The organism is Corallococcus macrosporus, assembly GCF_017302985.1.
In the GTDB taxonomy this organism is placed as follows: domain Bacteria; phylum Myxococcota; class Myxococcia; order Myxococcales; family Myxococcaceae; genus Corallococcus; species Corallococcus macrosporus_A.
Window position 1 is genome coordinate 2,939,426 of the sequence record NZ_JAFIMU010000007.1, and the last position, 25,975, is coordinate 2,965,400.

At 71.3% G+C, this 25,975-nt stretch carries 21 protein-coding genes; 8 read left to right on the top strand and 13 right to left on the bottom strand.

The window, feature by feature from the left end:
• Positions 1 to 37: 37 nt before the first annotated feature.
• Positions 38 to 232 carry a hypothetical protein gene (locus tag JYK02_RS24605; protein ID WP_207054475.1) on the bottom strand — a complete coding sequence of 65 codons (195 nt, stop codon included), beginning with the start codon at positions 230 to 232 and terminating at the stop codon, positions 38 to 40.
• Between the two features lie 246 nt (positions 233 to 478).
• Here JYK02_RS24605 and JYK02_RS24610 point away from each other — a divergent pair, with 246 nt between their 5' ends.
• A complete protein-coding gene (locus tag JYK02_RS24610; RefSeq protein WP_207054476.1) occupies positions 479 to 901 on the top strand; it encodes a response regulator in 423 nt (140 codons plus the stop codon).
• Between the two features lie 15 nt (positions 902 to 916).
• Here the strand turns inward: JYK02_RS24610 and dctA are convergent, their stop codons facing one another.
• The 3 genes from dctA to JYK02_RS24625 are packed head-to-tail and all read right to left on the bottom strand — an operon-like array spanning position 917 to position 4,847.
• Complete coding sequence (gene dctA / locus JYK02_RS24615; protein WP_207054477.1) at positions 917 to 2,224, bottom strand: C4-dicarboxylate transporter DctA; 1,308 nt, start codon at positions 2,222 to 2,224, stop codon at positions 917 to 919.
• A 15-nt stretch (positions 2,225 to 2,239) separates the two neighbouring features.
• Complete coding sequence (locus JYK02_RS24620) at positions 2,240 to 4,021, bottom strand: monovalent cation:proton antiporter-2 (CPA2) family protein (protein WP_207054479.1); 1,782 nt, start codon at positions 4,019 to 4,021, stop codon at positions 2,240 to 2,242.
• Positions 4,022 to 4,076: 55 nt separating this feature from the next.
• On the bottom strand, positions 4,077 to 4,847 hold the full coding sequence (locus JYK02_RS24625) for an SDR family oxidoreductase (RefSeq protein ID WP_207054481.1): 771 nt from the start codon (positions 4,845 to 4,847) through the stop codon (positions 4,077 to 4,079).
• A 122-nt stretch (positions 4,848 to 4,969) separates the two neighbouring features.
• Between JYK02_RS24625 and JYK02_RS24630 the strand changes: the two genes are divergently transcribed.
• Positions 4,970 to 5,890, top strand: coding sequence for a LysR family transcriptional regulator (locus JYK02_RS24630; RefSeq protein WP_207054483.1), 921 nt, complete (start codon positions 4,970 to 4,972; stop codon positions 5,888 to 5,890).
• Positions 5,891 to 5,895: 5 nt separating this feature from the next.
• Here the strand turns inward: JYK02_RS24630 and JYK02_RS24635 are convergent, their stop codons facing one another.
• The 7 genes from JYK02_RS24635 to JYK02_RS24665 all read right to left on the bottom strand — a co-directional run bounded on the left by JYK02_RS24635 (position 5,896) and on the right by JYK02_RS24665 (position 15,301).
• Entirely contained in the window at positions 5,896 to 7,623 is a 1,728-nt protein-coding gene (locus JYK02_RS24635) for an ATP-binding protein (protein ID WP_207054485.1), read from the bottom strand.
• A gap of 113 nt (positions 7,624 to 7,736) precedes the next feature.
• Positions 7,737 to 8,804 carry a chemotaxis-specific protein-glutamate methyltransferase CheB gene (gene cheB / locus JYK02_RS24640; protein ID WP_207054487.1) on the bottom strand — a complete coding sequence of 356 codons (1,068 nt, stop codon included), beginning with the start codon at positions 8,802 to 8,804 and terminating at the stop codon, positions 7,737 to 7,739.
• Complete coding sequence (locus JYK02_RS24645; protein WP_207054489.1) at positions 8,801 to 10,948, bottom strand: hybrid sensor histidine kinase/response regulator; 2,148 nt, start codon at positions 10,946 to 10,948, stop codon at positions 8,801 to 8,803. Before JYK02_RS24645 ends, cheB begins: the two co-directional genes overlap by 4 nt.
• Positions 10,949 to 10,951: 3 nt before the next feature.
• Positions 10,952 to 12,595 (bottom strand): methyl-accepting chemotaxis protein, encoded by a 1,644-nt coding sequence (locus tag JYK02_RS24650; protein WP_207054490.1) that lies wholly within the window; start codon positions 12,593 to 12,595, stop codon positions 10,952 to 10,954.
• A complete protein-coding gene (locus tag JYK02_RS24655) occupies positions 12,592 to 13,206 on the bottom strand; it encodes a chemotaxis protein CheW (protein ID WP_207054492.1) in 615 nt (204 codons plus the stop codon). Before JYK02_RS24655 ends, JYK02_RS24650 begins: the two co-directional genes overlap by 4 nt.
• Positions 13,206 to 14,819 (bottom strand): CheR family methyltransferase, encoded by a 1,614-nt coding sequence (locus JYK02_RS24660; RefSeq protein WP_207054494.1) that lies wholly within the window; start codon positions 14,817 to 14,819, stop codon positions 13,206 to 13,208. Before JYK02_RS24660 ends, JYK02_RS24655 begins: the two co-directional genes overlap by 1 nt.
• Positions 14,816 to 15,301 carry a chemotaxis protein CheW gene (locus JYK02_RS24665; protein ID WP_207054496.1) on the bottom strand — a complete coding sequence of 162 codons (486 nt, stop codon included), beginning with the start codon at positions 15,299 to 15,301 and terminating at the stop codon, positions 14,816 to 14,818. Before JYK02_RS24665 ends, JYK02_RS24660 begins: the two co-directional genes overlap by 4 nt.
• A gap of 189 nt (positions 15,302 to 15,490) precedes the next feature.
• On the opposite strand from JYK02_RS24665, the gene JYK02_RS24670 reads away from it, so the two are divergent.
• The 3 genes from JYK02_RS24670 (at position 15,491) to JYK02_RS24680 (ending at position 19,471) form a co-directional block, all read left to right on the top strand.
• Positions 15,491 to 17,071 carry a phytoene desaturase family protein gene (locus tag JYK02_RS24670; RefSeq protein ID WP_207054498.1) on the top strand — a complete coding sequence of 527 codons (1,581 nt, stop codon included), beginning with the start codon at positions 15,491 to 15,493 and terminating at the stop codon, positions 17,069 to 17,071.
• 77 nt (positions 17,072 to 17,148) lie between these two features.
• Positions 17,149 to 18,597: a dGTP triphosphohydrolase gene (gene dgt / locus JYK02_RS24675; protein WP_207054499.1), complete on the top strand. Its 1,449-nt coding sequence runs from the start codon at positions 17,149 to 17,151 to the stop codon at positions 18,595 to 18,597.
• Complete coding sequence (locus JYK02_RS24680) at positions 18,575 to 19,471, top strand: hypothetical protein (RefSeq protein WP_207054501.1); 897 nt, start codon at positions 18,575 to 18,577, stop codon at positions 19,469 to 19,471. Before dgt ends, JYK02_RS24680 begins: the two co-directional genes overlap by 23 nt.
• Positions 19,472 to 19,500: 29 nt before the next feature.
• Here the strand turns inward: JYK02_RS24680 and JYK02_RS24685 are convergent, their stop codons facing one another.
• Together JYK02_RS24685 and JYK02_RS24690 are read right to left on the bottom strand one after the other, a co-directional pair.
• Positions 19,501 to 19,869, bottom strand: a complete 369-nt coding sequence (locus JYK02_RS24685) for a VOC family protein (RefSeq protein ID WP_207054503.1) — start codon at positions 19,867 to 19,869, stop codon at positions 19,501 to 19,503.
• Positions 19,870 to 20,035: 166 nt separating this feature from the next.
• A complete protein-coding gene (locus JYK02_RS24690; RefSeq protein WP_207054505.1) occupies positions 20,036 to 21,820 on the bottom strand; it encodes a methyl-accepting chemotaxis protein in 1,785 nt (594 codons plus the stop codon).
• A 312-nt stretch (positions 21,821 to 22,132) separates the two neighbouring features.
• On the opposite strand from JYK02_RS24690, the gene JYK02_RS24695 reads away from it, so the two are divergent.
• From JYK02_RS24695 to JYK02_RS24705, 3 genes are all read left to right on the top strand, one after another.
• Positions 22,133 to 22,339 carry a CsbD family protein gene (locus JYK02_RS24695; RefSeq protein ID WP_207054507.1) on the top strand — a complete coding sequence of 69 codons (207 nt, stop codon included), beginning with the start codon at positions 22,133 to 22,135 and terminating at the stop codon, positions 22,337 to 22,339.
• 760 nt (positions 22,340 to 23,099) lie between these two features.
• Positions 23,100 to 24,071: a universal stress protein gene (locus JYK02_RS24700; protein ID WP_207054509.1), complete on the top strand. Its 972-nt coding sequence runs from the start codon at positions 23,100 to 23,102 to the stop codon at positions 24,069 to 24,071.
• A 37-nt stretch (positions 24,072 to 24,108) separates the two neighbouring features.
• A complete protein-coding gene (locus JYK02_RS24705) occupies positions 24,109 to 25,974 on the top strand; it encodes an ABC transporter ATP-binding protein (protein ID WP_207054510.1) in 1,866 nt (621 codons plus the stop codon).
• Position 25,975: the final 1 nt, after the last annotated feature.

Consider the following 25,975-nt stretch of genomic DNA (forward strand, 5'->3'; position numbering starts at 1 on the left):
ACGGGTACCGCGGGTGCTGCGTCACGACAGCGTGTGACTAGTTGCTGCTCGAGGCGCCTTCCGCCGGGGCGGCGGGGGCCTTCTGGCTGGCGCCCTGCTTCGCCTTCTTCGTCTTGGCGGCGGCCTTCGCCTGGGCGGCGGGCGCGCTCTTGGCGGGCTTGGCCTCGGCGGCGAAGGCGCCGGAGGCGAGGGACAGGGACAGACCGAGGACCAGGGCGGAAGTGCGCTTCATGGAGAGACTCCGTGTCATGCCCGCGAGGTGTGGATTGGGGTGTGGGGTGCGGGGCTGACCGGAGCCAGAGCATCGGTCATGCCAACGCGTGCCCAGGGGGACGCGCTGACAACGCGGGGCAGGATGTCCATGCATGTCTGGGGCACATTGCCCCGACGGGGGCAGGATGCCCCGGCCACGCACGCGGCACGACGGATCCACGTCCTCACAGGGCAGGTGGCATGCGCCGTGCTCCTCCGCATCTGAATGACGAACGCGCCTCCCCAAGAAGAAGCAACGCCGGCCGCGCGCATCCTGGTGGCCGAGGACGACGACGCGATGCGCGCGATGCTCGTGCGCACGCTGCGGCGCGCGGGCTACACGGTGGTGGAGGTGGAGGACGGCTTCGAACTGGGTGACTACGTGGCGATGATGCAGGGCCACGGCGGCACGCTCGTCCCGCCGGACCTCATCGTCAGCGACGTGCGCATGCCGGGGCGCACCGGCCTGGAGGCACTTGGGCGCTTGCGTGATGAGGGCATCACCTGCCCGGTGCTGCTGCTCAGCGCCTTCGCGGACGAGGAGACGCACGCGGAGGCCCTGCGGCTGGGCGCCCGGCGGCTTTTGGACAAGCCGGTGGACCTGGACGTGCTGAAGGCCGCGGTGCGCGACGCGGTCGCGCACGATTGATCAGGCCCCAGAGGCTCAGGCAGGAGTCCCCGCGTCGGCGGGCGGCGCTTCCGGCACGGACTGGCCGTTGAGCTCCGCGCGCAGCCGGTCGCGGTCCAGCTCGTTCTCCCAGCGGGACACGACGATGCTGGCGACGCCGTTGCCAATGAAGTTGGTGAGCGCTCGCGCCTCGCTCATGAACCGGTCGATGCCCAGGATGAGCGCCAGCCCCGCCACCGGCACGGACGGCACCACCGCCAGCGTGGCGGCCAGGGTGATGAAGCCCGCGCCCGTGACGCCGGAGGCGCCCTTGGACGTGAGCATCGCCACGCCCAGCAGCGTCGCCGTCTGGGTGAAGGTGAGGTCCACGTTGAGCGCCTGGGCCACGAACAGCGCGGCCATGGTCAGGTAGATGTTGGTGCCGTCCAGGTTGAAGGAGTAGCCGCTGGGCACCACCAGCCCCACGACGGACTTGGAGCAGCCCAGCCGCTCCAGCTTCTGCATCAGCGGCACCAGCGCGGACTCCGACGACGACGTGCCCAGCACCAGGAACAGCTCCGCGCGGATGTAGCGCAGGAACTTCAGGATGGAGAAGCCCGTCACCCGCGCCACGAGCCCCAGCACGACGACGACGAACAGCACGCACGCCAGATAGAAGCAGCCCATCAGGCGCAGCAGCGGGCCCAGGCTGGTGATGCCGTAGGCGCCCAGCGTGAAGGCCATGGACGCGCCCGCGCCAATGGGCGCCAGCTTCATCACCGTGCCAATCATGTGGAAGAAGGCCTTGGAGAGCGCCTCGAAGAGGACGACCACGGGCTTCGCCACGGGGCCAATGGCCGTCAGCGAGAAGCCGAACAGCAGCGCCAGCAGCAGCACCTGGAGCAGGTCGCCCTCGCCGGTGAAGGCGTCCACGAAGGTGCGCGGGATGATGTGCAGGAGGAAGCCCGCGGTGGACTGGTCATGCGCCTGCTGCGCGAAGCGGGCCACGGCGCTCGCGTCCAGCGTGCGCGGGTCCACGTTGAAGCCGGATCCGGGCTTGAGCACCGTCACCACCACCGCGCCGATGACGAGCGCGAACGTGGAGATGACCTCGAAGTAGAGCAGGGCCTTGCCGCCCACCCGGCCCACCTTCTTCATGTCCGCCACGTTGGCCACGCCCAGCACCACGGTCAGGAAGATGACCGGGGAGATGAGCATCTTCACCAGCGCGATGAACGCGTCCCCCAGCGGCTTCAGCTTCACCGCGGTGGCGGGCGCGAAGTGGCCCAGGAGGCCCCCCGCGAAGATGGCCGCCAGCACGTACAGGTAGAGACGGGAGGAGGTGGGCTTCGCGTCGGCGCTCATGGTCATTGTCCCCCGCTAGGCCGACTTCTGATCGGCCTCGTCCTTCTCGAACAACTGCTCCAGCTCGCGGCGCGCGCGGACGATGACCTCCATCATCTTCTTCTCGTCCTTGAAGACCTTGGCGCTCTCCAGCATCAGGGTCTCGTCGTGCTCGCGGAAGCGCTCCACGGAGCGGCGGGCCTCCGCGAAGGTGAGGCCCATCTCCTGGAGCACGTCGCCGGCCATGACGAGGCTCGCGTCGAACGTCTCACGTACCAGGTGGGTGATGCCCAGGTCCAACAGCCGGTACGCGTGCTCGCGGTTGCGGGCCCGCGCGTAGATGGTCAGGTGCGGGAAGTGCTCCTTCACCATCTGCGCGGTGCGCAGGGACGCGGCCATGTCGTCGATGGCCAGCACGAACACCTTCGCCTTCTCCGCGCGGGCGGCGCGCAGGAGGTCCAGCCGGGACGCGTCGCCGTAGAACACCTGGTTGCCGAAGCGCTGGATGAAGTCGATGTGCTCCGCGCTCGCGTCGATGGCGGTGAACCCGATGCGGCGCGCGCGCAGCAGGCGGGCCACCACCTGCCCCACGCGCCCCATGCCCGCGATGATGACCGGGTGGTCCTCTTCCGGGGCCACGTTGTACTCGCGCTGCGGGCCCTTCTGCTGGAAGCGCGGCGCCACCCAGCGCTCGTGGATGGCGGACAGGAACGGCGTCACCACCATGGACAGGCCCACCACCAGCACCAGCAGGTCCGCCTGCGGGCGCTCCATCACGTGGAAGGACACCGCCAGGGAGAAGAGGACGAAGGCGAACTCACCGCCCTGCGAAATCACCACCGCCAGGCTCACCGCGGAGCCCGGCTTCTTCAGCCCCACGCGCCCCAGCCCGTACAGCACCAGCGCCTTGAGGAACGTCAGGCCCAGCACCAGCGCCAGCACGCGCAGGGGCTCGCGCATGAGCAGCGCCAGGTTCAGGGACATGCCCACGGCGATGAAGAACAGGCCCAGCAACAGGCCCTTGAAGGGCTCGATGTCCGCTTCCAGTTCGTGGCGGTACTCGGACTCCGACAGGAGCACGCCCGCGAGGAACGCACCCAGCGCCATGGACAGGCCCACCGCGCTGACCAGCGACGCGGTGCCCACGACGACGAGCAGCGCCGTCGCGGTGAACAGCTCCTGGCTGTGCACGCCCGCCACCGCGCGGAACACCGGCCGCAGCAGGTAGCGCCCCGCGACCACCACCACCAGCACCGCGCCCACGGCCTTCACCGCCGTCAGCCACCCGGCCTCCGTGGACGGCGTGTCGGACGTGCCCAGCAGCGGCAGCGCGGCCAGCAGCGGGATGACGGCCAGGTCCTGGAACAGGAGGATGCCGAAGGCGAGCTGCCCGTGCTCGGCGGTGAGCTGGTTCTTCTCCCCCAGCAATTGGAGCGCGAACGCGGTGGAGGACAGCGACAGGCCGAAGCCCGCGATGATGGCCGCGCCCCAGGACAGGCCCAGCCCCTTGCCCACGACCGCGAGCAGCAGGCCCGTCAGCACCACCTGCGCGCCGCCCATGCCGAACACGGAGCGGCGCAGGTTCCACAGGCGCGACGGCTGGAGCTCCAGGCCAATCACGAACAGCAGCAACACCACGCCCAGCTCCGCGATGTGGAGGATGTTCTCCACGTCGGAGATGAGGCCCGCGCCATACGGCCCGATGGCCGCTCCCGCCGCCAGGTAGCCCAGCACGGAGCCCAGCCCCAGCTTCTTGAAGAGGGGCACGGCGACAACCGTGGCGGCCAGGAACACCAGCGCCTGATGCAGAAAGGACATAAGGCGCCTGCATGGCACGCTGAAGGCCACCTCGGCAACAGGCGTGGGGTACGGCTCAGGCCTGCTGGGTGGGCATGAGGGTGAGTTGCTGGAAGTTGATGTGCCGGGGCAGGGCGGTGGCGAAGGCGATGATGCCCGCGACCTCCTCCGGAGACATCCACGTCAGGGACTTCCGGGCGCCCTCCAGCCAGGCCCGCGCGCCCGGGTCGGTGTTGCCGTCGTGCAGCGCCGTATCCACCAGCCCCGGCTCCAGGGCCATGACGCGGACGAAGCGAGGGCCCAGCTCCGCGCGCAGGTGGCGGGACAGGTGGGTCACGGCGGCCTTGGTGGCGCCGTAGACGTTGAAGTTCGGGTACACCGCCTGCGCGGCCACGGACGACACGTTGATGAGGTCCGCGGGCCCGCCCGCCTTCGCCGCCGCCAGCAGCGGCTCCACGAAGGTCTCCACGACGCGCACGCTGGCCTTCAGGTTCAGGTCGATCATCCGCTCCCACTCCTCCGTGGGGTGCGCCTCCAGGGGCGTGGGCCGCATGGAGCCGGCGTTGTTGAGGACCAGGTCCACGACACCCAGCTCGCCGGCAATGACCTTCGCTGCCTCCTTCACGGACCGGGCGTCCATCACGTCGGTGCCCAGGGCGAGCGCCCGGCCACCCCCTTGCGTGATGGTGGAGGCGAGCGCGTCCAGCCGCTCCTTGCTGCGTGCGAGCAGGGCGACGCTCGCGCCGTCCCGCGCGAGCCGCAGCGCGGTGGCGGCGCCAATGCCGCTGGACGCGCCGGTGATGACGGCGACGCGGCCGGACAGGGGAAGAAGAGTAGGGGATGCCATGGGACGACTCCTGCTCGCGCTTGGGGAAGGGCTGCTCTCCGCGAGACAGGACAAGGGATAGGGGACGGGCGCCTGCGGGAGTAGGTCTGGAATCCGGATGGACTCCTGAGGAAAGCTCAGGAATGGCTCTCACCCCGCTCAATGCGTTGCACCAGTTCCTCGCCGTCGCCCGGCACCGCAGCTTCGCGGCGGCCGCGGCGGAGCTGGGCGTGTCCGCCTCCGCGCTGAGCCACACGGTGCGCCAGTTGGAGGAGCGGCTGGGGGTGCCGCTGTTGTCGCGCACGACGCGCAGCGTGGCGGTGACGGCGGCGGGACGTCGTCTGGTGGATCAGGCCGGGCCGGGTGTGGCGCAGGCATTGGGGGCGCTCAAGGACGCGTCTTCACGACCCGGGACGCTGACGGGCGCGCTGCGGCTGACGCTGCCGGCCACCGCGCTGCCCTTCGTGCTCACGCCTCTGCTGGCCTCGTTCCGGGAGCGACATCCCCAGGTGGAGCTGGACCTGGTGGTGGAGAGCCGCAAGGCGGACATCGTCGCGGAGGGCTTCGACGCGGGCATCCGGCTGGAGGAGTACCTGGAGCGGGACATGGTGGCGGTGCGCATCGCGCCCGCGTTCCGCTTCATCGTGGTGGGCGCGCCGGAGTACCTGGAGCGCCACGGCACGCCGGTGAAGCCGAAGGACCTGCTCCAGCACGACTGCTTCACCTACCGCTCGTCCAACACCGGCGCGCTGCTGCCGTGGGATCTGGAGAAGGGCTCGCGCACGTGGCGGCTGCCGGTGCGCGGCACGGTCACCACCAACGACGAGCGCGTCTGGCTGGGGCTGGCGGAGGCCGGGCTGGGCCTGGCGTACGTGCTGGAGTCGCAGGTGGAGGCGCAGCTCAAGGCGGGCACGCTGCGCCGCGTGCTGGAGGAGTACGCCGCGTCCGTGCCGGGCCTCTTCCTCTACTTCCCCAGCCGCGCGCAGGTGTCCCCCGCGCTGCGCGCCTTCCTGGAGCACGCGCGCCAGGTGCGCACCCCTCCCTCCAGGAGGAAGGGGCGCTGAAGCAATCAGTGCTCGTAGGTGTCGCGCGGGCGGGACATGCCGCTGGCGGCCTGCGGGACCGCGACGGGCATGCCGATGTGCGCCACGGGCAGCGTGAAGGTGAAGACGCTGCCGGTGCCCAGGATGCTCTCCGCGCGGATGGAGCCGCCGTGCGCCTCCACCAGGCCCTTGGCGATGGCCAGCCCCAGGCCGGTGCCGCGGGCGGCCGCGTCGCGCGCCTGCCAGTACCGGTCGAAGATGTGCGGCAACGCGTCCGGCGTGATGCCGTTGCCCGTGTCGCGCACGTCGAAGGACACCTCGCCGCCGCGCATCACCGCCTTGACCGACAGCGTGCCGCCCGGCGGGGTGAACTTCACCGCGTTGCCCAAGAGGTTGCCCATCACCTGGAGCACGCGGCTGCGGTCGCACTTCACGCGCAGGCCCTCCGTGGGCAGGTCCGCCTCCAGGTGCAGCCCCTTGGCCTCCGCCAGCGGCCGGATGGCCTCCAGCGCCTCGGTGGCCAGCGCCACGGCGGTGTGCTCGCCCAATTCCAGCGGCAGGTGGCCCGCCTCCAGGCGGCCCCAGTCCAAGAGGTCGGAGATGAGCCGCGACATGCGCTCCGCCGCGTCGTTGATGCGCGTGGCCTGCTTCGCCACCGCCTCGCCGCCCGGCTTGCCCGCGGTGCCGCGCAACAGCAGCGCCGCGCCCAGTTGCACCACGCCCAGCGGGTTCTTCAGGTCGTGCGACACCACCGCGAGCAGGTCCTCGCGCGCGCGAGCGGCCCGGCGGGACTCACCCACCAGCCGCGCGTTGTCGATGGCCAGGCTGGCGCGCAGGCACAGGTCCTCCGCCAGCGCCAGGTCGTCCGGGCCGTAGCGGCGCCCGGAGCCGGAGCTCACGAACGTCACCGCGCCCAGCGTGTGGCCGCGCGCGCGCAGCGGGATGATCATGTACGAGCGCGCCTGCAGCGCCTGCAGCATCGCCGGGTGCGCGGGCTCCGCCGCCGCCGCGCGAAGCAGCGACTCCGTCACCGCCGGCACCAGCTCCGGCTCGCCCGTGCGCAGCACGCGCAACAGGCCCACGGGCGCGTCCTCGCGGAGCTCCGTGCGCATGGGCAGGCCCCGGGCGCGCTCCTGCTGCGTCGGGTCCAGGCACGCCACCGCCGCGCGGCCCACCCACGGGCCCTGCTCCAGCGCGTCCACCAGGCACCAGTCCGCCAGGTCCGGCACCGCCAGGTGCGCGAGCAGCGTGTACATGCCCTGCGGATCCGGCGGATGCGTGAACAGCGTCGTCATCGCCTGGTAAAGGAAGGACCGGCGGCGCTCGGCGGTCTCCACCTCCGCGCGCGCGGCCTGCTCCAGCTCCAGGGCGCGCGAGTAGATGGCCTCCGCTTCCGTCAGCGCCCACGCCGTCACCAGCACGGCCGGGGACACGTCCGCCTCCGTGCCCAGCGGCGTGAGCACCAGCGCGTGCCGGCGGATGCCCTGCGCGCCCGGCCAGGGTGCCTCCACGGTGGTGGACTCCCGCAGCGTCACCACTCGGACGCGCGCGGACTCCAGCGCCGTCAGCGCTTCCTGCGGAAGCCCCAGCTCGCTCCAGTGCCGTCCCGCCAGCTCTCCCGCCGCGCGGCCGAGCGCCCGGGCGCCCGCGGCGCTGCACGAGACCAGCCGGCCCGTGCCATCCAGGAGGTAGGCAGGGTCGGGGATGGCGGCGAAGACCGCTTCGTATGCCGGGCCAGTCGTGGGAGCGCTCATCGGGAAGAAGGGGCGAGGGGTGCCCCTTGAATTGGACCCGATATTGACACTCCGTGCCAGGGCCGCCATTCCGGCCACGAATCCCCGGGAGTGACTTTCACACAAGCAACACTTCAGGGAAGGCGTACCCCGGGTTGCAGGAGCGCCAGCAGTCTGCGGGCGATCTGACCCAGGGGGAGGACCTCGTGCGCCAGGTTGGCGCCCACCACCACGGCCGGCATGCCGTAGACGACGGACGTCGCCTCGTCCTGGGCGATCACCCGCCCGCCTGCCTGGTGCAGGTCCCGGATGCCGTCCAGGCCGTCCTGGCCCATGCCGGTGAGCACCACGGCCAGGGCCGTCTGCCCGTAGGCCCGGGCCACGGCGCGGAACAGCCAGTTGGCGGACGGGCGGAAGCCCTGGATGGGCGCGGCGCCGGACACCTGCGCGCGGTGGTCCATGGTGACGCCCAGGTGCTTGTCGTCCGGGGCCAGGTACACGGTGCCGGGGGCGAGCGGCTCGCCGTCCTCGGCCACCTTCACCTGGAGTTTCGTGGCGGTGCCCAGCCACGTGGCCAGGCCGTTGCCGAAGCCCAGCGCGATGTGCTGCACCAGCAGGATGGGGGGCGGCGGCGTGGGCTGCCCGCCCAGCTCGGACAGGATGCGGTAGAGCGCGGCGGGGCCGCCGGTGGACGCGGCCATGGCCAGCACGGCCGGCGCACGGGGGCTGGGGACGGGCGTCGCCTCCAGCGGGGGCACGGGCGTGGTGGAGCGGTCCGGCCAGCGGCGCACCACCTTCACCTGGGCCATGGCCTTGAGCGTGTCGCGCAGGCGGCGGCTGTCCGCCTCGAAGTCCGGCGACTCCGGGCCCACCGGCTTCTGGAGCACCGCGAGCGCCCCGGCCCTCAGCGCGGCCATGGACGTCTGGATGTCGCGCTCCACCAGCGTGGACACCACCACCACGGGCGTGGGCGTCTCCGTCATGATGCGGCGGGTGGCGTCCAGGCCGTCCATGCGCGGCATCTGGATGTCCATGGTCACCAGCGCGGGCCGCAGCCGCTGGCACAGCTCCACCGCCTCCAGGCCGTCCCGGGCCTCGCCCACCACGGTGAGCGCCGGGTCGGTGCGCAGGATTTCCACCAGCAGCCGCCGGGCGGTGGGCGAGTCCTCGGCCACCAGGATGCGCAACGGTTCGGTCTTCATAGCAGTCGCCTCAGCGTCTCCAGCAGGCTCGTCGGGTCAAACGCGCTCTTCACGATGTAGGCGCTCGCGCCGGCTTGCAGGCCGCGCGCCTTGTCCTCGGGCTTCTCGCGCGACGTGACGAGCACCACCGGCACCCGTCCGAAGCGCGGCGACGCGCGCACGGCCTCCGTCACCTGGAAGCCGTCCATGCGCGGCATCTCCACGTCCAGCACCATGGCGTCCGCGCCGCCCGCCTGCAGCCGCTCCCACGCCTCCGCGCCGTCCGCGCACGCGGTGACGTCGTAGCCGGCGCCCTCCAGGATGCTCTGCTCCAGCATGCGCGTCGTGGGCGAGTCGTCCGCCAGCACCACGCGACGGCGCGCCACCTGTTCCTTGGGCGTGGGGAAGAAGTGCGCGGAGGGGCGTCCGCCCGCGGCCCGCACCAGCGACGCGGGGTTGAGCAGGAGCGCCATGCGCCCATCCGGCAGCACCGCCGCGGCGGCCACGTGCCGCGCCCGCTTCACGCGGCTGCCCAGCGAGCGCACCAGCACCTCCTGCTCCGCGATGACCTCGTCCACCACCAGCGCCGCCTGCGCGGTGCCCGCCGACAGCACCACCGCGGAAGGCCGTGGCTTGGGAGGCCCCGCGGGCAGGCCCAGCACGTCCGCGAGCGACGCCAGCGGCACCAGCGCGTCCGGCGTCACCCAGGACATGCGCCCCTCCACCTCGCGCACGGCGTCGGGCGACAGGCGCAACAGCCGGTCCACGCCCTCGCTGGCGAGCGCCAGCACCTGCCCGCCCACGCTCACCAGCAGCACGCGCAGGGTGCTCAGCGTGAGGGGCACGTCCAGCGTGAAGCGCGTGCCCTGGCCCGCCTTGAAGGCCACCTCCACGCTGCCGCGCAGCGCCTCCACCTGGGCGCGCACCACGTCCAGCCCCACGCCCCGGCCGGACACCGCCGTCACCTTCGCCGCGGTGGACAGGCCCGGCAGGAAGACGAGCCGCGCCGCGTCCGCGTCGTCCTCGGGCGCTTCCATGCCCCGGGCCCGGGCGCGCTCGCGCAGGGCCTCCAGGTCCAGGCCGCGCCCGTCGTCCTCCACCGCGACCTCCACCCGGCTGCCGCGAAGCCGCGCGGACAGCACCACGCGGCCCTCCTCCGGCTTGCCGTGGCGCACGCGCTCCTCCGGCGCCTCCAGGCCGTGCGCCACCGCGTTGCGCACCAGGTGCAGCAGCGGCTCGCGCAGGGATTGGAGCAGGGAGCGGTCCAGGTCCAGCCCGCCGCCGTGCACCTCCATGCGCACGCGCCGCCCCAGGCCGTGCGCCACGTCGCGCGCGGCGCGCTCCAGGCCGGTGCAGCCCTCCTCGAAGGGCAGCATGCGCGAGCGGCGCACCTCGTCATCCAGGCCGGTGGAGGACTGGAACAGCGCGCGGCGGTCCTGCGCCAGCACGCGCGCCACCCGCGCCAGCTCCAGCTCCACGCGGCGCAGCGTCGTCTCGGACGTGGAGCCGCGCACCTGCTCGCGCAGCCCGGCCACGTCGTCGCGCAGCGCCTCCAGCGACTCGGCGTGGCCTTCCAGTCGAAGCATCGCCACGCGCAGCTCGCCGCTGCGGCCCAGCAGCGCGTCCAGCTTCTGCCCGGACACGCGCACCGGCAGCGCTTCGCCGCTGACCTGCGGGGAGGCGGGCAGCTCCGGCTCGGCCTCCACGGCGGGGGACGGCGGGGGCTTCGGGGGGGCGGCCGGCGCTGGCGTCTGGGGAGCCTGGGGTGGAGCACCGTGCGCGGCCTGCTCCAGCTGGGGCAGCAGCGCCTCCAGCGGCGAGCCGGCCAGCTCCTGGCGCGACGCCAGCCTGCGACCCGCGTCGTCCAGCGCGTCCACCGTGGCGAAGCACAGCTCGAAGAGGTCCGGCGTCGGCGTCCGTCCGTGGATGAGCGGCTCCAGCACCTCCTCCATGCGGTGGCAGGCGTTCTCCACCATGGCGGCGCTGGCCGCGCGCGACGCGCCCTTCACGCTGTGCAGCGTGCGCAGCAGGCCGGGGATGAGCTCCTTCGCGCGCGCCGGGGCCTGCTCCAGCGCGAGCAGGTCCCGGTTGAGGGACACGACGTGCCCCTCCAGCTCCTCCAGGAACGAGTCCAGCAGTGCCTGCGCCAGCCTGTCGCGATCCATGGGTTAGCGCCCGAACTCCCCGAGCAGCCCCTTCAACTTCTGGCCCATGGCGTTGATGTCCTGCATCGCGCGCTCCGTCTGCCGCGACGAGATGAGGCCCTGCTGCGTGGCCTGGTTCACGTCGTGCATCGCCTGGCGGATCTGCCCGATGCCGGTGGCCTGCTGGTTGGCGGACGCGGCGATTTGAGCGGCCGTGAGCGACGCCTGCGTGAGCAGGTCCGCGAGCTGCTGGATGGTGGCGCCCGCTTCCGTGACGACGCGGGTGGCGGAGGACACGCTCTTGGTGCCCTCCTCCGTGGTCATCACCGCGCCGTGGGTGGCCTTCTGGATCTGGCCAAGAATCTGACGCACCTGCGCGGTGGCCTTCTTGGACTGATCCGCCAGGGCCTTCACCTCGGAGGCGACGACGGCGAAGCCGCGGCCGTGCTCACCCGCGCGGCTCGCCTCGATGGAGGCGTTGAGCGCGAGCATGTGCGTCTGCTCGGAGATGTCGTTGACGGTGGTGATGATGTCGCCAATGGCCTGGGCCTGCTCGGCCAGCGCGAGGATGCGCGACGCGATGGACTCCACCTGGTCGCGCACGGCGCCCATGGCGGACACGGCCTCCTCCACGGCGCGGCGGCCGGAGCGGCCCACCTCCTCGGAGTGCCGGGCGGACTCGCTCACCGCGCGGGCGCGGCCGGCGGCCTCTTCCGACGTCTTGGTGATCTCCTCGATGGTGCTCACCGTCTCCGTGACGGCGGTGCCCTGCTCCTGGGCGCCGGCCACCTGCTCGGTGGTGCTCGCGAGGATTTCCGACGACGCGCCGGCCAGCTGGTTGACGAACTCCGCCACGGTCTTGAGCGTGTGCTCGCGCTGCTCGGCCTGCTTCGCCAGCTGCACCTCCGCCTGCTGGCGGCGCTCGGCCATGCCGTTGAAGGCGGCGGCCAGGTCGGCCATCTCGTCCTTGCCGCGCACGTCGATGCGGTGGGCCAGCTCGCCCTTGCCCAGCTGCTCCGCGCCGTAGGTGAGCTTGCGCAGGGGGTCGGTGATGCCGCGGGTGATGACGAAGCTGCCCACGCCCACGATGGCCAGGCCCAGGAGGGTGCCCAGGGCCAGCACCCAGACGCTGCGCTGGGCGGCCTGGGTGGCGGCGTCGGAGTAGAGCCTCCAGCGGTCCTCCTCCGTCTCGCGCATGTCGGCGATGAGCTCCCGGATGGTCTCCATCTCCCGCTGGCCGCGGTTGGTCTTCACCACGGCGGCGGCCGCCTCGAAGCCCTGCTCGCGGCGCATGCGCACGGTGTCCGCCAGCTCGTCCAGCTTGCTGACCACCAGCGGATCCAGCTTCGCGAAGCGCGAGCGCTGGTCGGGGTACTTCGCCATCGCGGGGCGCAGGGCGTCCAGGTCCGTGCGCAGCTCGTTGAGGGCGGTCTGGTACGGGCGCAGATAGGATTCGTCGCCGGTGAGGATGAAGCCGCGCTGGCCCGTCTCCGCGTCCACGATGAGGGCGCGCGCCTCGCGCAGCATCTTGTAGTTGTTGTGGGCCTCCAGCAGGCCCTCGGTGGTGGTGGTGAGCTGCTGGGCGCCCTGGAAGGCCACTGCCGCGATGATCAGCAGGACCAGCAGGGACAGCCCGAAGCCCAGCGCGATGCGATTCCCGATGCTCATGCGACTCCTTCTTCGGACAGCTCGAACACGAGACGCTCGTCGGCGAGGAGGGCCTCTCCCTCCAGGACGAGCGTGCCGTCGGGGCTCACGCCGGACACCAGCGCGCCCGCTTCCTCTTCCAGGGAGGGGGGCGCGGGCAGCAGCTCCGTGCCCGTCAGCACCGTCACCTCCGTGACCTCATCCGTGCGCAGCCCCAGCTCCGCGCGGGCCGTGCCCACCACCAGCACGGGGCCGGTGTCCTGCGACGCGGGCCGGCCGAACAGCGGCGCCAGCTCCACCACGGGCAGCACCTCGCCGCGCAGGAGCGTCAGCCCACGCAACAGCGGCGGCGAGCCCGGCAGCGGGGTGAGCTCCGGCGAGCGCAGGACCTCCAGGATGAAGCGCGACTCCAGCGCGTAGCTCTGGCCCGCGGCCTGGAAGCGCACCATCTCCCGCTGGCTGCCGGGCAGCACGGGGATGACCGGCGGCAGGGCCAGGGCGCGGGCGCGGGCCTCGAGCGCGTCGCGGGCGGCCTCGTCGGTGAAGGCTTCGCGCGCCTCGGTGGCGCGCTCCAGCTCCTCCAGCCGGGCCCGGGCTTTGTCCCAGTCGATGATTCCTTCGCGCTTCGGCATCAGCTTGCGTCTCCGCCTTCAGTCCGCTCCAGGCGCCGCCACTCCGCGCGGGCCACGTCCGCCAGTGCTCCGGCCCGCTCACCCTCCGCCATGGGCACCAGCGCCTCTGGCGGCAGCTTCCGGCACAGCCCCTCCGCCTCGCGGTAGGCCCGGGCGGCGGCGGCGGTCTGGTCCTGCCGGCGCAGCACGTGGCCCAGGAGCAGGTGGCCCACCGCGAGCCCCGGCTCCAGGTAGAGCGCCTGCCGGGCGGACTTCTCCGCGTCGGCCAGCCGCGACTGACCCAGCAGCAGCAGGGCCTCCAGATACCGCAGACCGGCGACCAGTGGGTGACGAACAGCGGCCTCCCCGCAGGCGAACACCGCCGCGCGCGGCTCCAGGTTGGCCAGTGCACGGACCGCGGCCAGGGCCTCCTCCGGGTCGGCCGATTGGGCCCCCGCCCGCCGTGCCCCCTCGCGCCAGTCGCCCCGCGCCAGCGCCTGGCGCACGGTGTCCAGCGTCTCCACGCTGAGCGTGAAGCGGGGCCGCGCCCCAGCGCTGGAAGCCGGAGCCCCGGCACCCGGGGGTGTCGTGCTCGATGCGGGCGGGGGCGTCCTGAACGTCGAAGGCGTCCCCGGCGCGGGCTCGCTGAAGCCCACCGTCGGAGGCGGCCAGGCCACCGGTGGGGGCCGCGGCTCCGGCGTCGCGGGGAACGAACCGGATCCGGTGCGTCCGCTGGCGGAAGGGAAGGGCGAGCCGTCCGCGCGCAGCGGCGCCAGGGGCTGGAGCGGAACGAAGTGCCCCGCGTTCGCGCCGGCCAGGGGCTTGCGGTACAGCACGCCCCACTCGGTGAGCACCGGCTCGAACGGCGCGTAGTCCCCGAGCGGCGGATCCGACGGCCCCGTGAACAGGTACCCGCCGTCATCCAGCGACGCGTGGAGCCTGCGCGCCACGCCCTCGATGGTGGCGCGGTTGAAGTAGATGAGGACGTTGCGGCAGAAGATGACGTCCAGCTGCCAGATGCCGTTGTCCGCGGACGGCCACGTCTCCAGCGCCAGGTTGAGGTAGCCCAGCTGCACGTGGCGCTTCACGTCCTGCGACAGCCAGTAGAAGCGGCCCTCCTGCTTGAGGTGGGGGCGCATGCGGTCCGCGGAGGGGCCGCGCAGGGACCAATCCGTATAGCGGGCCTGCTGGGCGCGGCTGAGCGCCGTGCGCGACACGTCCGTCGCGCGCACCGCCATGTGCTCTTCCCAGCCCTCGGCCATCAGCAGCGCGGCGATGGAGTAGGGCTCCTCGCCGGAGGAGCACGCCGCGCTCCACGCGCGCAGCAGGTGCTCCGGACCGTGGCGCTCGCGCAGCTCCGGCAGCACCACGCGGCGCAGGTGGTCGAAGTGCTCGTGCGTGCGGAAGAAGTACGTCTCCCCGATGGTGAGCTCGGTGAGCAGGTCGTCGAAGAGCGCGTTGTCCAGCGCCACGTCATGCAGGTAGCGCGTGACGTCGTCCTGGTTCGCGCGGGTCATGGCGCGCTGGATGCCCTCCAGCGCGGCGGCCAGACAACTGGGCGCGGCCAGCCCGGCGCGCTCCTCCACCAGGGCGAGCACCTCCTTGAAGCCCGGGGGCAGGACGCCGCCAATCAAGCGGGCTCCGGAAGGGCTCCGAGCGCGGTGTCCAGTTGCAGGGCTTCCGCCTCGGAGAGGAACGAGCGCAGGTCGTGCACCAGCACCAGCCCGTCCGCCAGCTTCGCGGCCCCGGCCACGTACCCCACGCCCGGCAGCTCCCGGGGAGACGCGTCCCATTCCCCGGGGGCGACGGTGTGCAGCCCCTCCGCCCGGTCCACGCGCAGCGCCACGTGCCGGCCCCCGGCGGAGGCGACGATGAAGTGGTCCATGGGGGACATGGCGCGCGCGGGGTGGCGGAAGCGGCGGCGCAGGTCGAGCACGGGCAGCAGCTCTCCGCGCAGGTTGAGCAGCCCCTCCACCACGTCCGGGGCCCGGGGCAGGGGCGTGAGGCGCGCGGCGCGCACCAGCTCGCGCACGTCCTCCACGGGCAGCCCATAGCGCTGCCGCTCCAGGGTGAACAACAGGACTTCCTGTGGGCGGGCCTCCGAGGGGGGATTCATGGATGCGCGTCGCAGGCTACAGGAGGCCAGGCACCCTGGGGATTCAGGATGTTGGCCCGTCTTCCAGCGAACGCTCCTGGAGCCAACGTCCGGCGGAGCGCCTGGAGTCCCGGGAGGAAACGCTTTTTCGCCCGGGCCGTCCTCACGGGACAGTCGCCAGCAGGCATGGGGCCGGGCATCGTGAGGCACATGGTTCAGCACGTCATCGTCGTGGGCGCGGGCCCTGGGGGCCTGACGGCCGCCATCAACCTCGCGGGGCAGGGCTTCCAGGTCACCGTGGTGGAGAAGGACGCGGTGCCCGGCGGCCGGATGAAGGGGCTGACGCTGGGCCAGGACGGCGAGTACGCGGTGGACACGGGCCCGTCCATCCTCCAGCTCCCCGGCATCCTGAAGCAGATCTTCTCGCGCTCGGGGAAGCGGCTGGAGGACTACGTCACGCTGGTGCCGGTGGATCCGAACACGCGCGTGCACTTCTGGGACGGCACGCACCTGGACACGCGGCGCGACCTGGAGCGCATGGGCCAGGACCTGGAGACGTTCGGCGCGGGCAAGGGCCGCGCGCTGCGGGAGTGGATGGAGGACGGGCGCCAGAAGTACGCGCTCGCGTATGAGAAGTTCATCTGCACCAACGCGGGCAGCCTGGACTACTACGCGCCCTGGCGCCTGGCGCCCACGCTGCGCTTCAAGCCGTGGCAGACGCTCTACAAGCAGTTGGACTCGTTCTTCCACGACGACCGGATGACGTACGCGCTGGCGTACCCGTCGAAGTACCTGGGGCTGCACCCGACGACGTGCTCGTCGGTGTTCAGCGTGATTCCGTTCATCGAGCTGTGCTTCGGCGTGTGGCACGTGCAGGGCGGCTTCCGGGAGCTGGCGCGCGGGATGATGCGGTGCGCGCAGGACCTGGGCGCGACCTTCCGCATGGGCACGGCGGTGGAGCGGGTGCTCACGGAGGCCGGGCGCGCGGTGGGCGTGAAGCTCGCGAGCGGAGAGGTGTTGAAGGCGGACGCGGTGGTGGTGAACGCGGACCTGGCCTACGCGGCGCAGAAGCTGCTGGCGCCGGAGGTGCGCGAGGGCAGCCGGCTGACGGACGCGGCGCTGGAGCGGGCGAAGTATTCGTGCAGCACGTTCATGGCGTACTACGGCCTGGACACGACGTACGCGGACCTGCCGCACCACCTCATCTACCTGTCGGAGAGCGCCCGGCGCACGGACAAGGACGCGCTGGAGGACCGCACGGTGGACGTGGACGACCCGCCCTTCTACGTGTGCAACCCGGGCGTGACGGACGGCTCGGGGGCGCCGAAGGGGCATTCCACGCTCTACGTGCTGGTGCCCACGCCCAACACGGCGCGTCCGGTGGACTGGGCGAAGACGGAGGCCACGCTGCGCGAGCGCATCCCGAAGATGCTGGAGAAGGTGGGCATCAAGGGCGTGCGCGAGCACGTGAAGGCGGAGCGCTACTTCACGGCGGAGACGTGGCGGGACGACTTCAACGTGTTCCGGGGCGCGGTGTTCAACCTGTCCCACACGTGGCTGCAATTGGGCCCGCTGCGCCCGCGCGTGAAGAACGCGCAGGTGGAGGGGCTCTACTTCGTGGGTGGCGGCACGCACCCGGGCAGCGGCCTGTTGACCATCATGGAGAGCGCGAACATCGCGGCGGACTACCTCACGCGCGAAGCAGGGAAGGGGCCGCTGAAGGGCTGGCCGTACGTGCCGCCGATGGAAGACGCCGGCGAGGAGCCGCTCCGGATGGCCCGGAGCGGCTGAAGGGGTCCGGGTCGGTCTTCACGCCATGTCAGACCTCCCCGGTAGGTTCGGCGCCGTCGTCGAACCGGGGGAGCATCATGGCGCTGGATTGGAAGGCCTTGTTGTGTGAGACGCGGATCCGTGAGGCAGAGGGTGGGCGGGGCTCTTCTCCGCTCGAGGATGATGGCCGGTCCCAGTTCGACCGGGACTATGACCGGACCGTCTTCTCCACGCCTTTTCGTCGTCTCAAGGACAAGACGCAGGTCTTTCCACTGGAGCCGAACGACGCGGTCCGCACGCGCCTGACGCACTCCGTGGAGGTGTCGACACTGGCCCGGGGGCTCGCGCGGGGAGCGGCCAGATGGATGCTGCGGGAGGGGCATCTGGAGTCCAGCCAGCAGGCCATGGACATCGAAGCCATCGCGACGACATGCGGACTGCTTCACGACCTGGGAAACCCACCCTTCGGTCACGCGGGCGAGGAGGCCATCAGCAGCTGGTTCAAGAAGAAGTTCGGTGAGAAGGGGGAAGGGCTTTACGGTGGGGTGCAGATGGCGTCGGGGCGTGAGGGCCAGCTCCGGAACGATTTCTTGCTGTTCGAGGGAAACGCCCAGACGCTACGCATCGTGTCGCGCCTTCAACTGCTCGCGGACTCCTACGGGCTGAACCTGACGGTGGGCACGCTGTCGGCCGCGATGAAGTACACGGCCGCTTCGGATGAGGCGTCCGACCAGGGGCCCGCCGACAAGAAGAAGCCCGGCTATTTCGCCTCGGAACAGGGCAAGGTCGAGTTGATCCGCTCCCTCACGGGAACCGGCCCGGCGCGCAACCCCATCGCCTACCTCGTCGAAGCCTGTGACGACATGGTCTACGCGACCGTGGACATCGAGGATGGGGTCAAGAAGGGCCTCGTGAGCTGGGAGGAGGTCGAAGCCTTCCTGAAGGAACACGACAGGTCGGGCATGGCGGAGACCGTCCTCAAGAACGTTCATCGCTACATCAACGAGGCGGACACGCCCCTGGAGGGGCGGGCGCGGGATGAGGCGCTCGCTCAGCACTTCCGGACGCTGGTCATCAGTGACGCCAAGCGCGAGATCCTCAAGGCCTTTCAGGCGCATTACGAACGACTCATGCAGGGCGAGGTGTTGGCGCAGGGCGACCTCATCGGCTCCAGCGCGGCGGCACGCCTCATCAAGGTGTGCAAGCGGTTTGGCGGCGAGCGCGTCTATAACGCGCCGGAGACGCTCCGGCTGGAAACCCTGGGCCGCCGCGTCATCCACGGACTGATGGACATCTTCTGGGAAGGGGCTCGCGAGTGCCCTCCGCCCACGGACCCGGACCCCGATGCCCGGAAGAAGTTCAACAAGCGTCCCGAAGGCAAGGTCTACAACCTGCTGTCGAGGAACTACCGGACCGCGTTCGAGTCGGCTTGCGGCAGTTCCTCGCTGCCTCCGCAGTACCATCGCTACCAATTGGTGACCGACTACGTCTGTGGAATGACAGACACCTTCGCTTGCAGCCTCCATGAGCAGCTCACCCACGGATAGCGCCATCCTCCACGACCCATTGAGGGTCCTGCGCAAGCGTCTGAGCGACTTCGTCACCCGTACGCCCTTGCCCTGGCACGGCGCGATGCGGACGCTCCTGGACGTCTTCCGGCAACATGAATGGCAGGTCTTCGTCTTCGGAGGCACGCTGCGGGACCTGCTGGCCGTGTCGGCGACGGCGGCTCCCCGGGACGTCGACCTGGTCGTGGCGGGAGCGACGGGGGATGCGCTCCGGGAGGCTTTCTCCCGGGAGTTGATCCGGATCAACCGGTTCGGAGGGTTGCGGCTCCAGGTCCAGAAGCTCCCGGTGGACATCTGGACCCTGGAGTCGACCTGGGCCTTCCAGCAGAAACTGGTGCCCGGCGGGGACTTCGCGCATCTGCCCCAGACGACCTTCCTCAATGTGGAAGCCGTGGCCGCGGAGCTGGATACCCGGAAGGGTCGTGCGCGACGGGTCTACGGAGAAACCTTCTTCCGTGCGGTGCGCGAGCAGGTGCTCGAAATCAACCTGGAGGAGAACCCCTACGCGGGCCTCTGTGTGGTCCGGTCCCTGCTCACGGCACGGAAGCTCCAGTACGCGCTGGGACCCCGGCTCGGGCGTTACATCGCCCATCATGGGGCCCGCATTGACGCTGCGGAGCTCGAAGCCGTTCAGCTCTCTCACTACGGGTGCGTTCGGCTGGACCGGAACCAGTTGATGCAGCTCATCCGCGTCGTGAGTGGGAAGGCGGGGGCCACGCGCCCGAGGCCCATCGAACTTCCCCGGGCGCGTCAGCTTGAATGGACGCCGCCGCGTCCCCAGCAGTTCGACTGGTACTCCCGGGGGTGGAGGTCCATCTCCCGGGAGGACGCCGTCTGGAAAAGCACCGGCTGACCCTTCTGCAGGAACGGTGCGGGCGCGCGTCAGACGGCGCCGGGGCGGCAGCTCACCTCCACGAGGATGCCGCCCGGGGCCCGGCAGTAGACGAGGGTGCCCCGGTTGTTGCGGATGACGTCGGACACCTCCAGGCCGTCCGCCTTCACGCGCTCATGGAAGGCGAGCACGGGGGCCTCGGAGTCCTGGAGGAAGCCGACGTGGAAGTCCTCGGGGAAGACGTCGGAGTCCTGCTTGCGGCGCTGGAGGACGAGCACGAAGCCCTCCGCCCCGCCGAGGATGGCGATGGCGGGCGAGTCATGGTTCTTCGCGTGCGACGTGAAGCCGCAGTAGCGCGTGAAGAAGCGGGCGGTGGCCTGGACGTCGGGGACCTGCAGATCAAGGTGATTCAGCTTCATGGTGGACCTCGCGAAGGCACACGAATGCCTTCGAAGGGCCGTGGGTCCTGAATCCCGAGGGAGACGGACAAGTGCTTCCACCATGGAAGTGACCGGGGCTCACCGAACCGGTCCGCCGTTTTTCGACCGGGGTGGAGCCTAAGGCAATGGCAGACGGAATGCCAGACTAGGACACGTACCGTTCCGCCAGCTCCGACACCTGCCCCGTCGCCTGGGCCACCGCCGTCGCCGCCTCCTGCGTGGTGCCCAGTTGCCGCAGCGTCGCGGCCATCAGCTCGTCCATCTCACTGACCGCGCGGAAGAGCTGATCCACGCCGCCGTGCTGCTGCGCCACTGCCTCGGCGATCTGCCGCACCGCCGCCGCGGACTCGTGCGTGAGCTTGATGAGCTCTCGCAGCCGCTCGCCGCTCTTGCGCAGCGGCACCAGCGCGGCCTCCACGCCCGCGGAGCTCTTGTCCGCGGTGATGACCGCCTCGCCCGTCGCGGCCTCCATGCCCTCCAGCAGCCCGCGCACCTGGCCCGTCGCCTTGATGGACTGGTCCGCCAGCTCGCGCATCTGCCGCGCCACCACCGCGAAGCCCCGGCCCTGCTCGCCCGCGCGGCTCGCCTCGATGGCCGCGTTGATGGCCAGCATGTGTGACTGATCCGCCAGCGACTTCACCACCTCCGACACCCGGCCCACCTCGCGGGCGCGCGTGCCCAGGTCCACCACCTGCTGGTTCAGCCCGTGCGTCAGCCCCCGGATGTCCGCGAGCCCCTGCTCCGTGCCCGCCAGCGACTCCTCGCCCAGCCGGCCCATCGCCGCGGAGCGCTCCGCCACCTGCAGCACGCTGCCCGCTCGGGTCGCCGCCAGCTTCGACATCTGCTGGATCTCCTGCGCCGTCGTGCGCGCCTGGTGGATGGCCGCCGCCTGCCGCGACAGCGTGCGGTTCTGCTGGTCGCTCGCCTCCGTCAGCCGCGTGCCCGCCTTCGCCAGGTGCCCCGCCGACGAGCTCAGCGCCCGGGGCAGCTCCTGCAACTGCTCATAGAGCAGCCACGTGCGCGCGGACAGGTCGCCCAGCTCATCCGTGGACACCCACTGCGGCGGCGCCGCGCGGCCCTCCACCAGCGCGTCCAGCGACGCCCCAATCGCCTTCGCGCCCTGCGCCAGCCGGCGCGCCGCCCACGCCGCCGTGAAGATGGCGCCCAGCGCCGCGAACCCGCCCAGGAACGCCACCGGCAGTGTCAAATCCCTCTGCAACGGCTGGATGCGCGAGCGCACCCGCGCCGCGCCCCGGTACTCGCCGGACAGCTCCAGGTCGTCCGCCAGCGACGACAGGTTCTTCTCCAGCCGCAGTTGCAACGTCGCGATGCTGGTGATGCAGGTGATCAGCAGCGCGGAGACGACGATGGCCGGCAGGAACCAGCTCTGCCGCGGCAGGAACAGGCCTTCGCCCGGGGGCCGCTCGTGCGGCGCGCGGCGGAACGCCTCCAGCGTCACCCCCGCCAGCGCCCGCTCGTAGAGCATGTACATGATGGGCGCGCTGAAGAGGCCCGCGCTCATCGCCACCGCCACGCCCACCAGGATGACGCGCGGCGGACGGTCCAGCGCCAGGCCAATGGCGCCGTTGAAGAAGATGCCGCCCAGGAACCAGCCCGACTGCGCCTCCACGAACGTGAGCACGCCCGGCAGCCGCAACAGCCGCCCCAGCCGCTCCGCCGGACTCGTGTCCTCCCGCAGCGCGTGCCGCAAGAGCGCGCCCACCGCGCCAATGGGCACCACCAGCGCCAGCCCGCCAATCACGATGGGCGTGACGACCCCCAGCACGAACCCCACGCTGCTCGCGTCCACATCCAGGAGCTGGATGTCCACGTAGATGGCCGGCGCCACCGCCACCGTGACGACCAGCGTGCGCAGCAACAGCAGCTTGAAGAGCAGCGCCTGGGTCGTGAGGGGGGAAGGCTGATTCATCGCAGACGGATCCGGGAGGGTCACTCAAGACTGAGGGGGAAGCGGGGACGCGTCAATGCAACGTCCTCGACTTGTGAAGAAGACTCCCGGGTCTTCGTGAATAACAGGGACGCAGCAGGTAGGGCGGCCAGGGCGCGTGTCGTTTCCGCGTGCGCCGCGCGCTGTCCATTACCGGACACTCGGGTCCGTGCCGGACGTGTCACGGCCCTCGCAGGGCGGCCGTGCGGACGAGCCACCGCGACATGCCGCCCGTATTGGACGTGCGCACGTTGTCCTCCACAACGATTCACACACCGACGTCAGGAGGACGCCATGGGCGAGTGGACTGACAAGGCCAAGGGCAAGGTGAAGGAAACCGTGGGCGTTGCGACCGGCGACCGTTCGCTGGAAGCCGAGGGCAAGGCGGACACGGCCAAGGGCAAGGTCAAGGGCGTGGTCGAGGACGTGAAGCACGCCATCAAGGACGCCGTCGACGGCGACAAGGCCCCGCGCCGCGACGCGGATCCGTACGAGCGCTAGCGACGTCTCATCGCCGTGAAACCATTCGGGCCGCGGAAGCCAGTGCGCTTCCCGCGGCCCGAGCTGTCTTCAGGGATGCGTGCCTACTGCCGCATCTTCTCGCAGGGACACGCCACCTCGAGGAACGTGGTGGATTTCCCGCTGAGCATCACCCAGAGACAGCGCAACACACAGGCTGTTCCGAACTCCCGGTAGATGAGTCCCAGGTTGGCAACCACCTCACGTCCGGTGATGACCCCGCGCATGTCCCGCTCCCTTGCTTCCTGCCGTCCGACCCGCCGCCCATGACCCCGTGAGGGGCCGGGCACAGGTCTCTGCAAAGGGCTGGCCGAGCCTCGGAAAGCATCCCCCTCCGCCAGGGTGCTTCAGTGAACGTCCCAAGCGCTTGAATCCACGGCCCTGAACGTCCGCCTGCCCTGGAGTCCTTGAACGAAGCGGTGCGGCGCCCTGAAAACGTTACAGCGAGGGGCTTCGACCGGAGGAAGGGCGGCCCGTCCGCACGCCCTGGCCCGCTGTCCTGCCGGGCCGCACCGCTCGCGTGCACCGCCGCCCTGCGGCGGACGTGGCGTCCCCGTGAAGACGGGTGGCACGAACACCGGCCGCGCTGAATGTATGTCCATGAGGGCCCGCGAGAGGCGGAAAGCCCCCGATGCCGTGCGTCGGATGTTTCAGCCCGGATGCGTGAGCCGCCCTGTCGCCACGCCCCGGAGGCCCGCGCGGAGAGTCCTGGCGGTGAGGCAGCGGAAGGAAGGGTGTCGACATGCGACCGAACGTGTCTCCTACAAGGGGTCTGCCCCTGCTCTCCGACGGTCTTCCCCGCGCGCAGCAGCGGGGGCTGCGGCGGGTGGCGGTGGGGTTGGACTTCTCCCTGCAATCGGAGTTCGCGCTGGCCCGCGCGCTGCGGCTGCCACTGGCGCACGGGGCGGCCTTCAGCGTGCTGCACGTCAGCCCGCCGCTGGACGGCCACCAGGGCCCGGACGGGACGGTGGCCTGCGAGCGGTGTCTGCGCCGGTCGGTGACGTCCGCGGTGAAGCGGCTGCGGCAGCGGCCGGACGTGGACGTGCGCGAGGAGCTGCGCGTGGGGGACGCGCCGCACGTGGCGGCGGAGCTGGCCAGGGACCAGGGCGTGGAGGTGCTGGTGGTGGGCCGCCCCCACCCGGCCTATCCCGTGAAGCCGCTGCCGGAGAGCTCCCTGGTGATGCGGCTGGTGCGGGAGGTGGACGCGTCCGTGCTGGTGGTGATGCCGCACCCGGGCCGCGTCTACCACCGGCCCCTCGTCGCGGTGAACTTCTCACGCGAGTCCCGCCGCGCGCTGGAGCTGACCCTGCGCCTGTGCCCGGCCTCGACGCCCATCGAGGTGCTGCACGTGGTGGACCTGCGCGAGGAGGAGGCCGCCCTGCGCCATCAGGACGGCCACCTGACGCAGGAGCTGCGGCTGCGGCAGGAGCGCGAGGACGCGGCGCGCAAGGCGCTCGGGCGCTTCCTGGCGCCGTACCGCGAGACGGGCCGCGTGATGGAGAGCCGCCTGCGCTTCGGCGACCCGGCCGAGTGCATCCTCGCGGAGGCCCTGGAGCGCGAATCGGACCTGCTGACCCTGGGCATGTCCTCCGCGAATCCGCCGTCCGCGCTGACCGAAGGCGTGCTGCGGCGCTCGCCCTGCGACGTGCTCATCTCCCGGCACGCCGCCCCGCCCGCCACCCTGCCGGACGGTGGAGGCGCCCCCGCTTCCTGAAAGCGGGGAAGTCCAGCGCGGCGGCCGTCGCGGCGTTATGAGGGGCGGCACCTTGCCACCTCCCACGCCGTCGACACCGCCTTCGCTTCGCGCCCGCCTGAAGAACGCGGGCGTCCTCTTCAAGCAACTGCCGGGCACCTTCCGCCTCTTCTGGCGGGCGAGCCCCCGGGGCGCGGTGGTGCTGGGCGTGCTCACCCTGGTGGCGGCGGTGCTGCCGGCGGGCATCGCGTGGGTGGGCAAGCTCATCGTGGACACGGTGGTGGCCGCGGCGAAGGGCGACGCGGCGGCGCACTCGCGCGTGCTGGGGCTCGTCGCCACGGAGTTCGCGCTGATGATCGCCTCCGCGGTGGTGGACCGCGGGCTCACGCTCACGAAGGACCTGTTGCGCGCGCACCTGGGCAACCTGCTCAACGAGCGCATCCTCCAGAAGGCGCTGGAGCTGGAGCTGCAGCACTTCGAGGACTCGGATACCTACGACAAGATGCAGAACGCGCGGCGCGAGGCGAACGCGCGGCCGCTGTCGCTGGTGATGCAGGCGTTCAGCATCGTGCGCAACGTCATCACCCTGTCCACCTACGCGGTGCTGCTCGTGGCGCTGTCGCCGTGGAGCGTGGCGGTGCTGCTGCTCGCGTCCATCCCCGCGTTCATCGCGGAGGCGCGCCTGGCGGCGGAGGGCTTCCGGCTGTACTCGTGGCGGGCGCCGGAGGGCCGCAAGCTCAACTACCTGGAGTGGATCCTCACGCGCGACAGCACCGTGAAGGAGGTGAAGCTCTTCGGGTTGGGGCCGCTGGTGCTGGGCCGCTACCGCACGCTGTTCCAGAAGTTCTTCGCGGAGGACCGCGCCCTCGCGCGCAAGCGCATGGTGTGGGGCCTGGGGCTGGGCCTGCTGTCGCTGGCGGCCTTCTACGGCTGCTACCTCTTCGTCGCGAGCAAGGCCGCGTCCGGCGGCATCTCCGTGGGCGACATGGTGCTGTACCTGGCCGTGTTCCGGCAGGGGCAGGCCGCTTTCCAGGGCATCCTCACCAGCGTGGGCTCCATGTACGAGGACGCGCTCTTCATGAGCAACCTCTTCGCCTACCTGGACATCCCCACGGTGGCGAGCACGCCCAAGGCCCTGCCCACCGTCAGCCCACCGCGCGGGCGCACCAACGCCATCGAGTTGCGCGACGTGTCCTTCCGCTACGCGGGCAAGGACGCGTGGGCGCTGCGCAACGTGTCGCTCACGCTCAAGCCCGGCCAGAAGCTGGCGCTGGTGGGGGAGAACGGCGCGGGCAAGAGCACGCTGGTGAAGCTGCTGCTGCGCATGTACGAGCCCACGGAAGGGCAGATTTTCTACGGCGGCGTGGACACGGCGCGGATGGACGCGGACGACCTGCGCAGCCGCTTCGGGGCGGTGTTCCAGGACTTCGTGCGCTACCAGTTCAGCGTGGCGGAGAACATCGGCCTGGGCCACGTGCCCGCGCTGGAGGACCGGCCCGCCATCGAGCGCGCGGCGGAGCAGGGCGGAGCCAACTCCGTCATCGCGGCGCTGCCGTCCCAGTACGACACGATGCTGGGCGGCTGGTTCGAGAAGGGCCAGGAGCTGTCCAGCGGCCAGTGGCAGAAGCTGGCCGTGTCACGCGCCTTCATGCGCGACGACGCGGAGGTGCTCATCCTGGACGAGCCCACGGCCAGCATCGACGCGGAGGCGGAGCACGCCCTCTTCGAGCGCTTCCAGGCCTTGGCCGCGGACCGCATCGCCATCGTGATCTCGCACCGCTTCTCCACGGTGCGCATGGCGGATCAGATCGCCGTGCTCCACAACGGGACGGTGCAGGAGCTGGGCAGCCACGACGAGCTGATGGCGCTCGACGGGCGGTACGCGCACCTGTTCCGGCTGCAGGCGCGCGGCTACCGGGACTGAG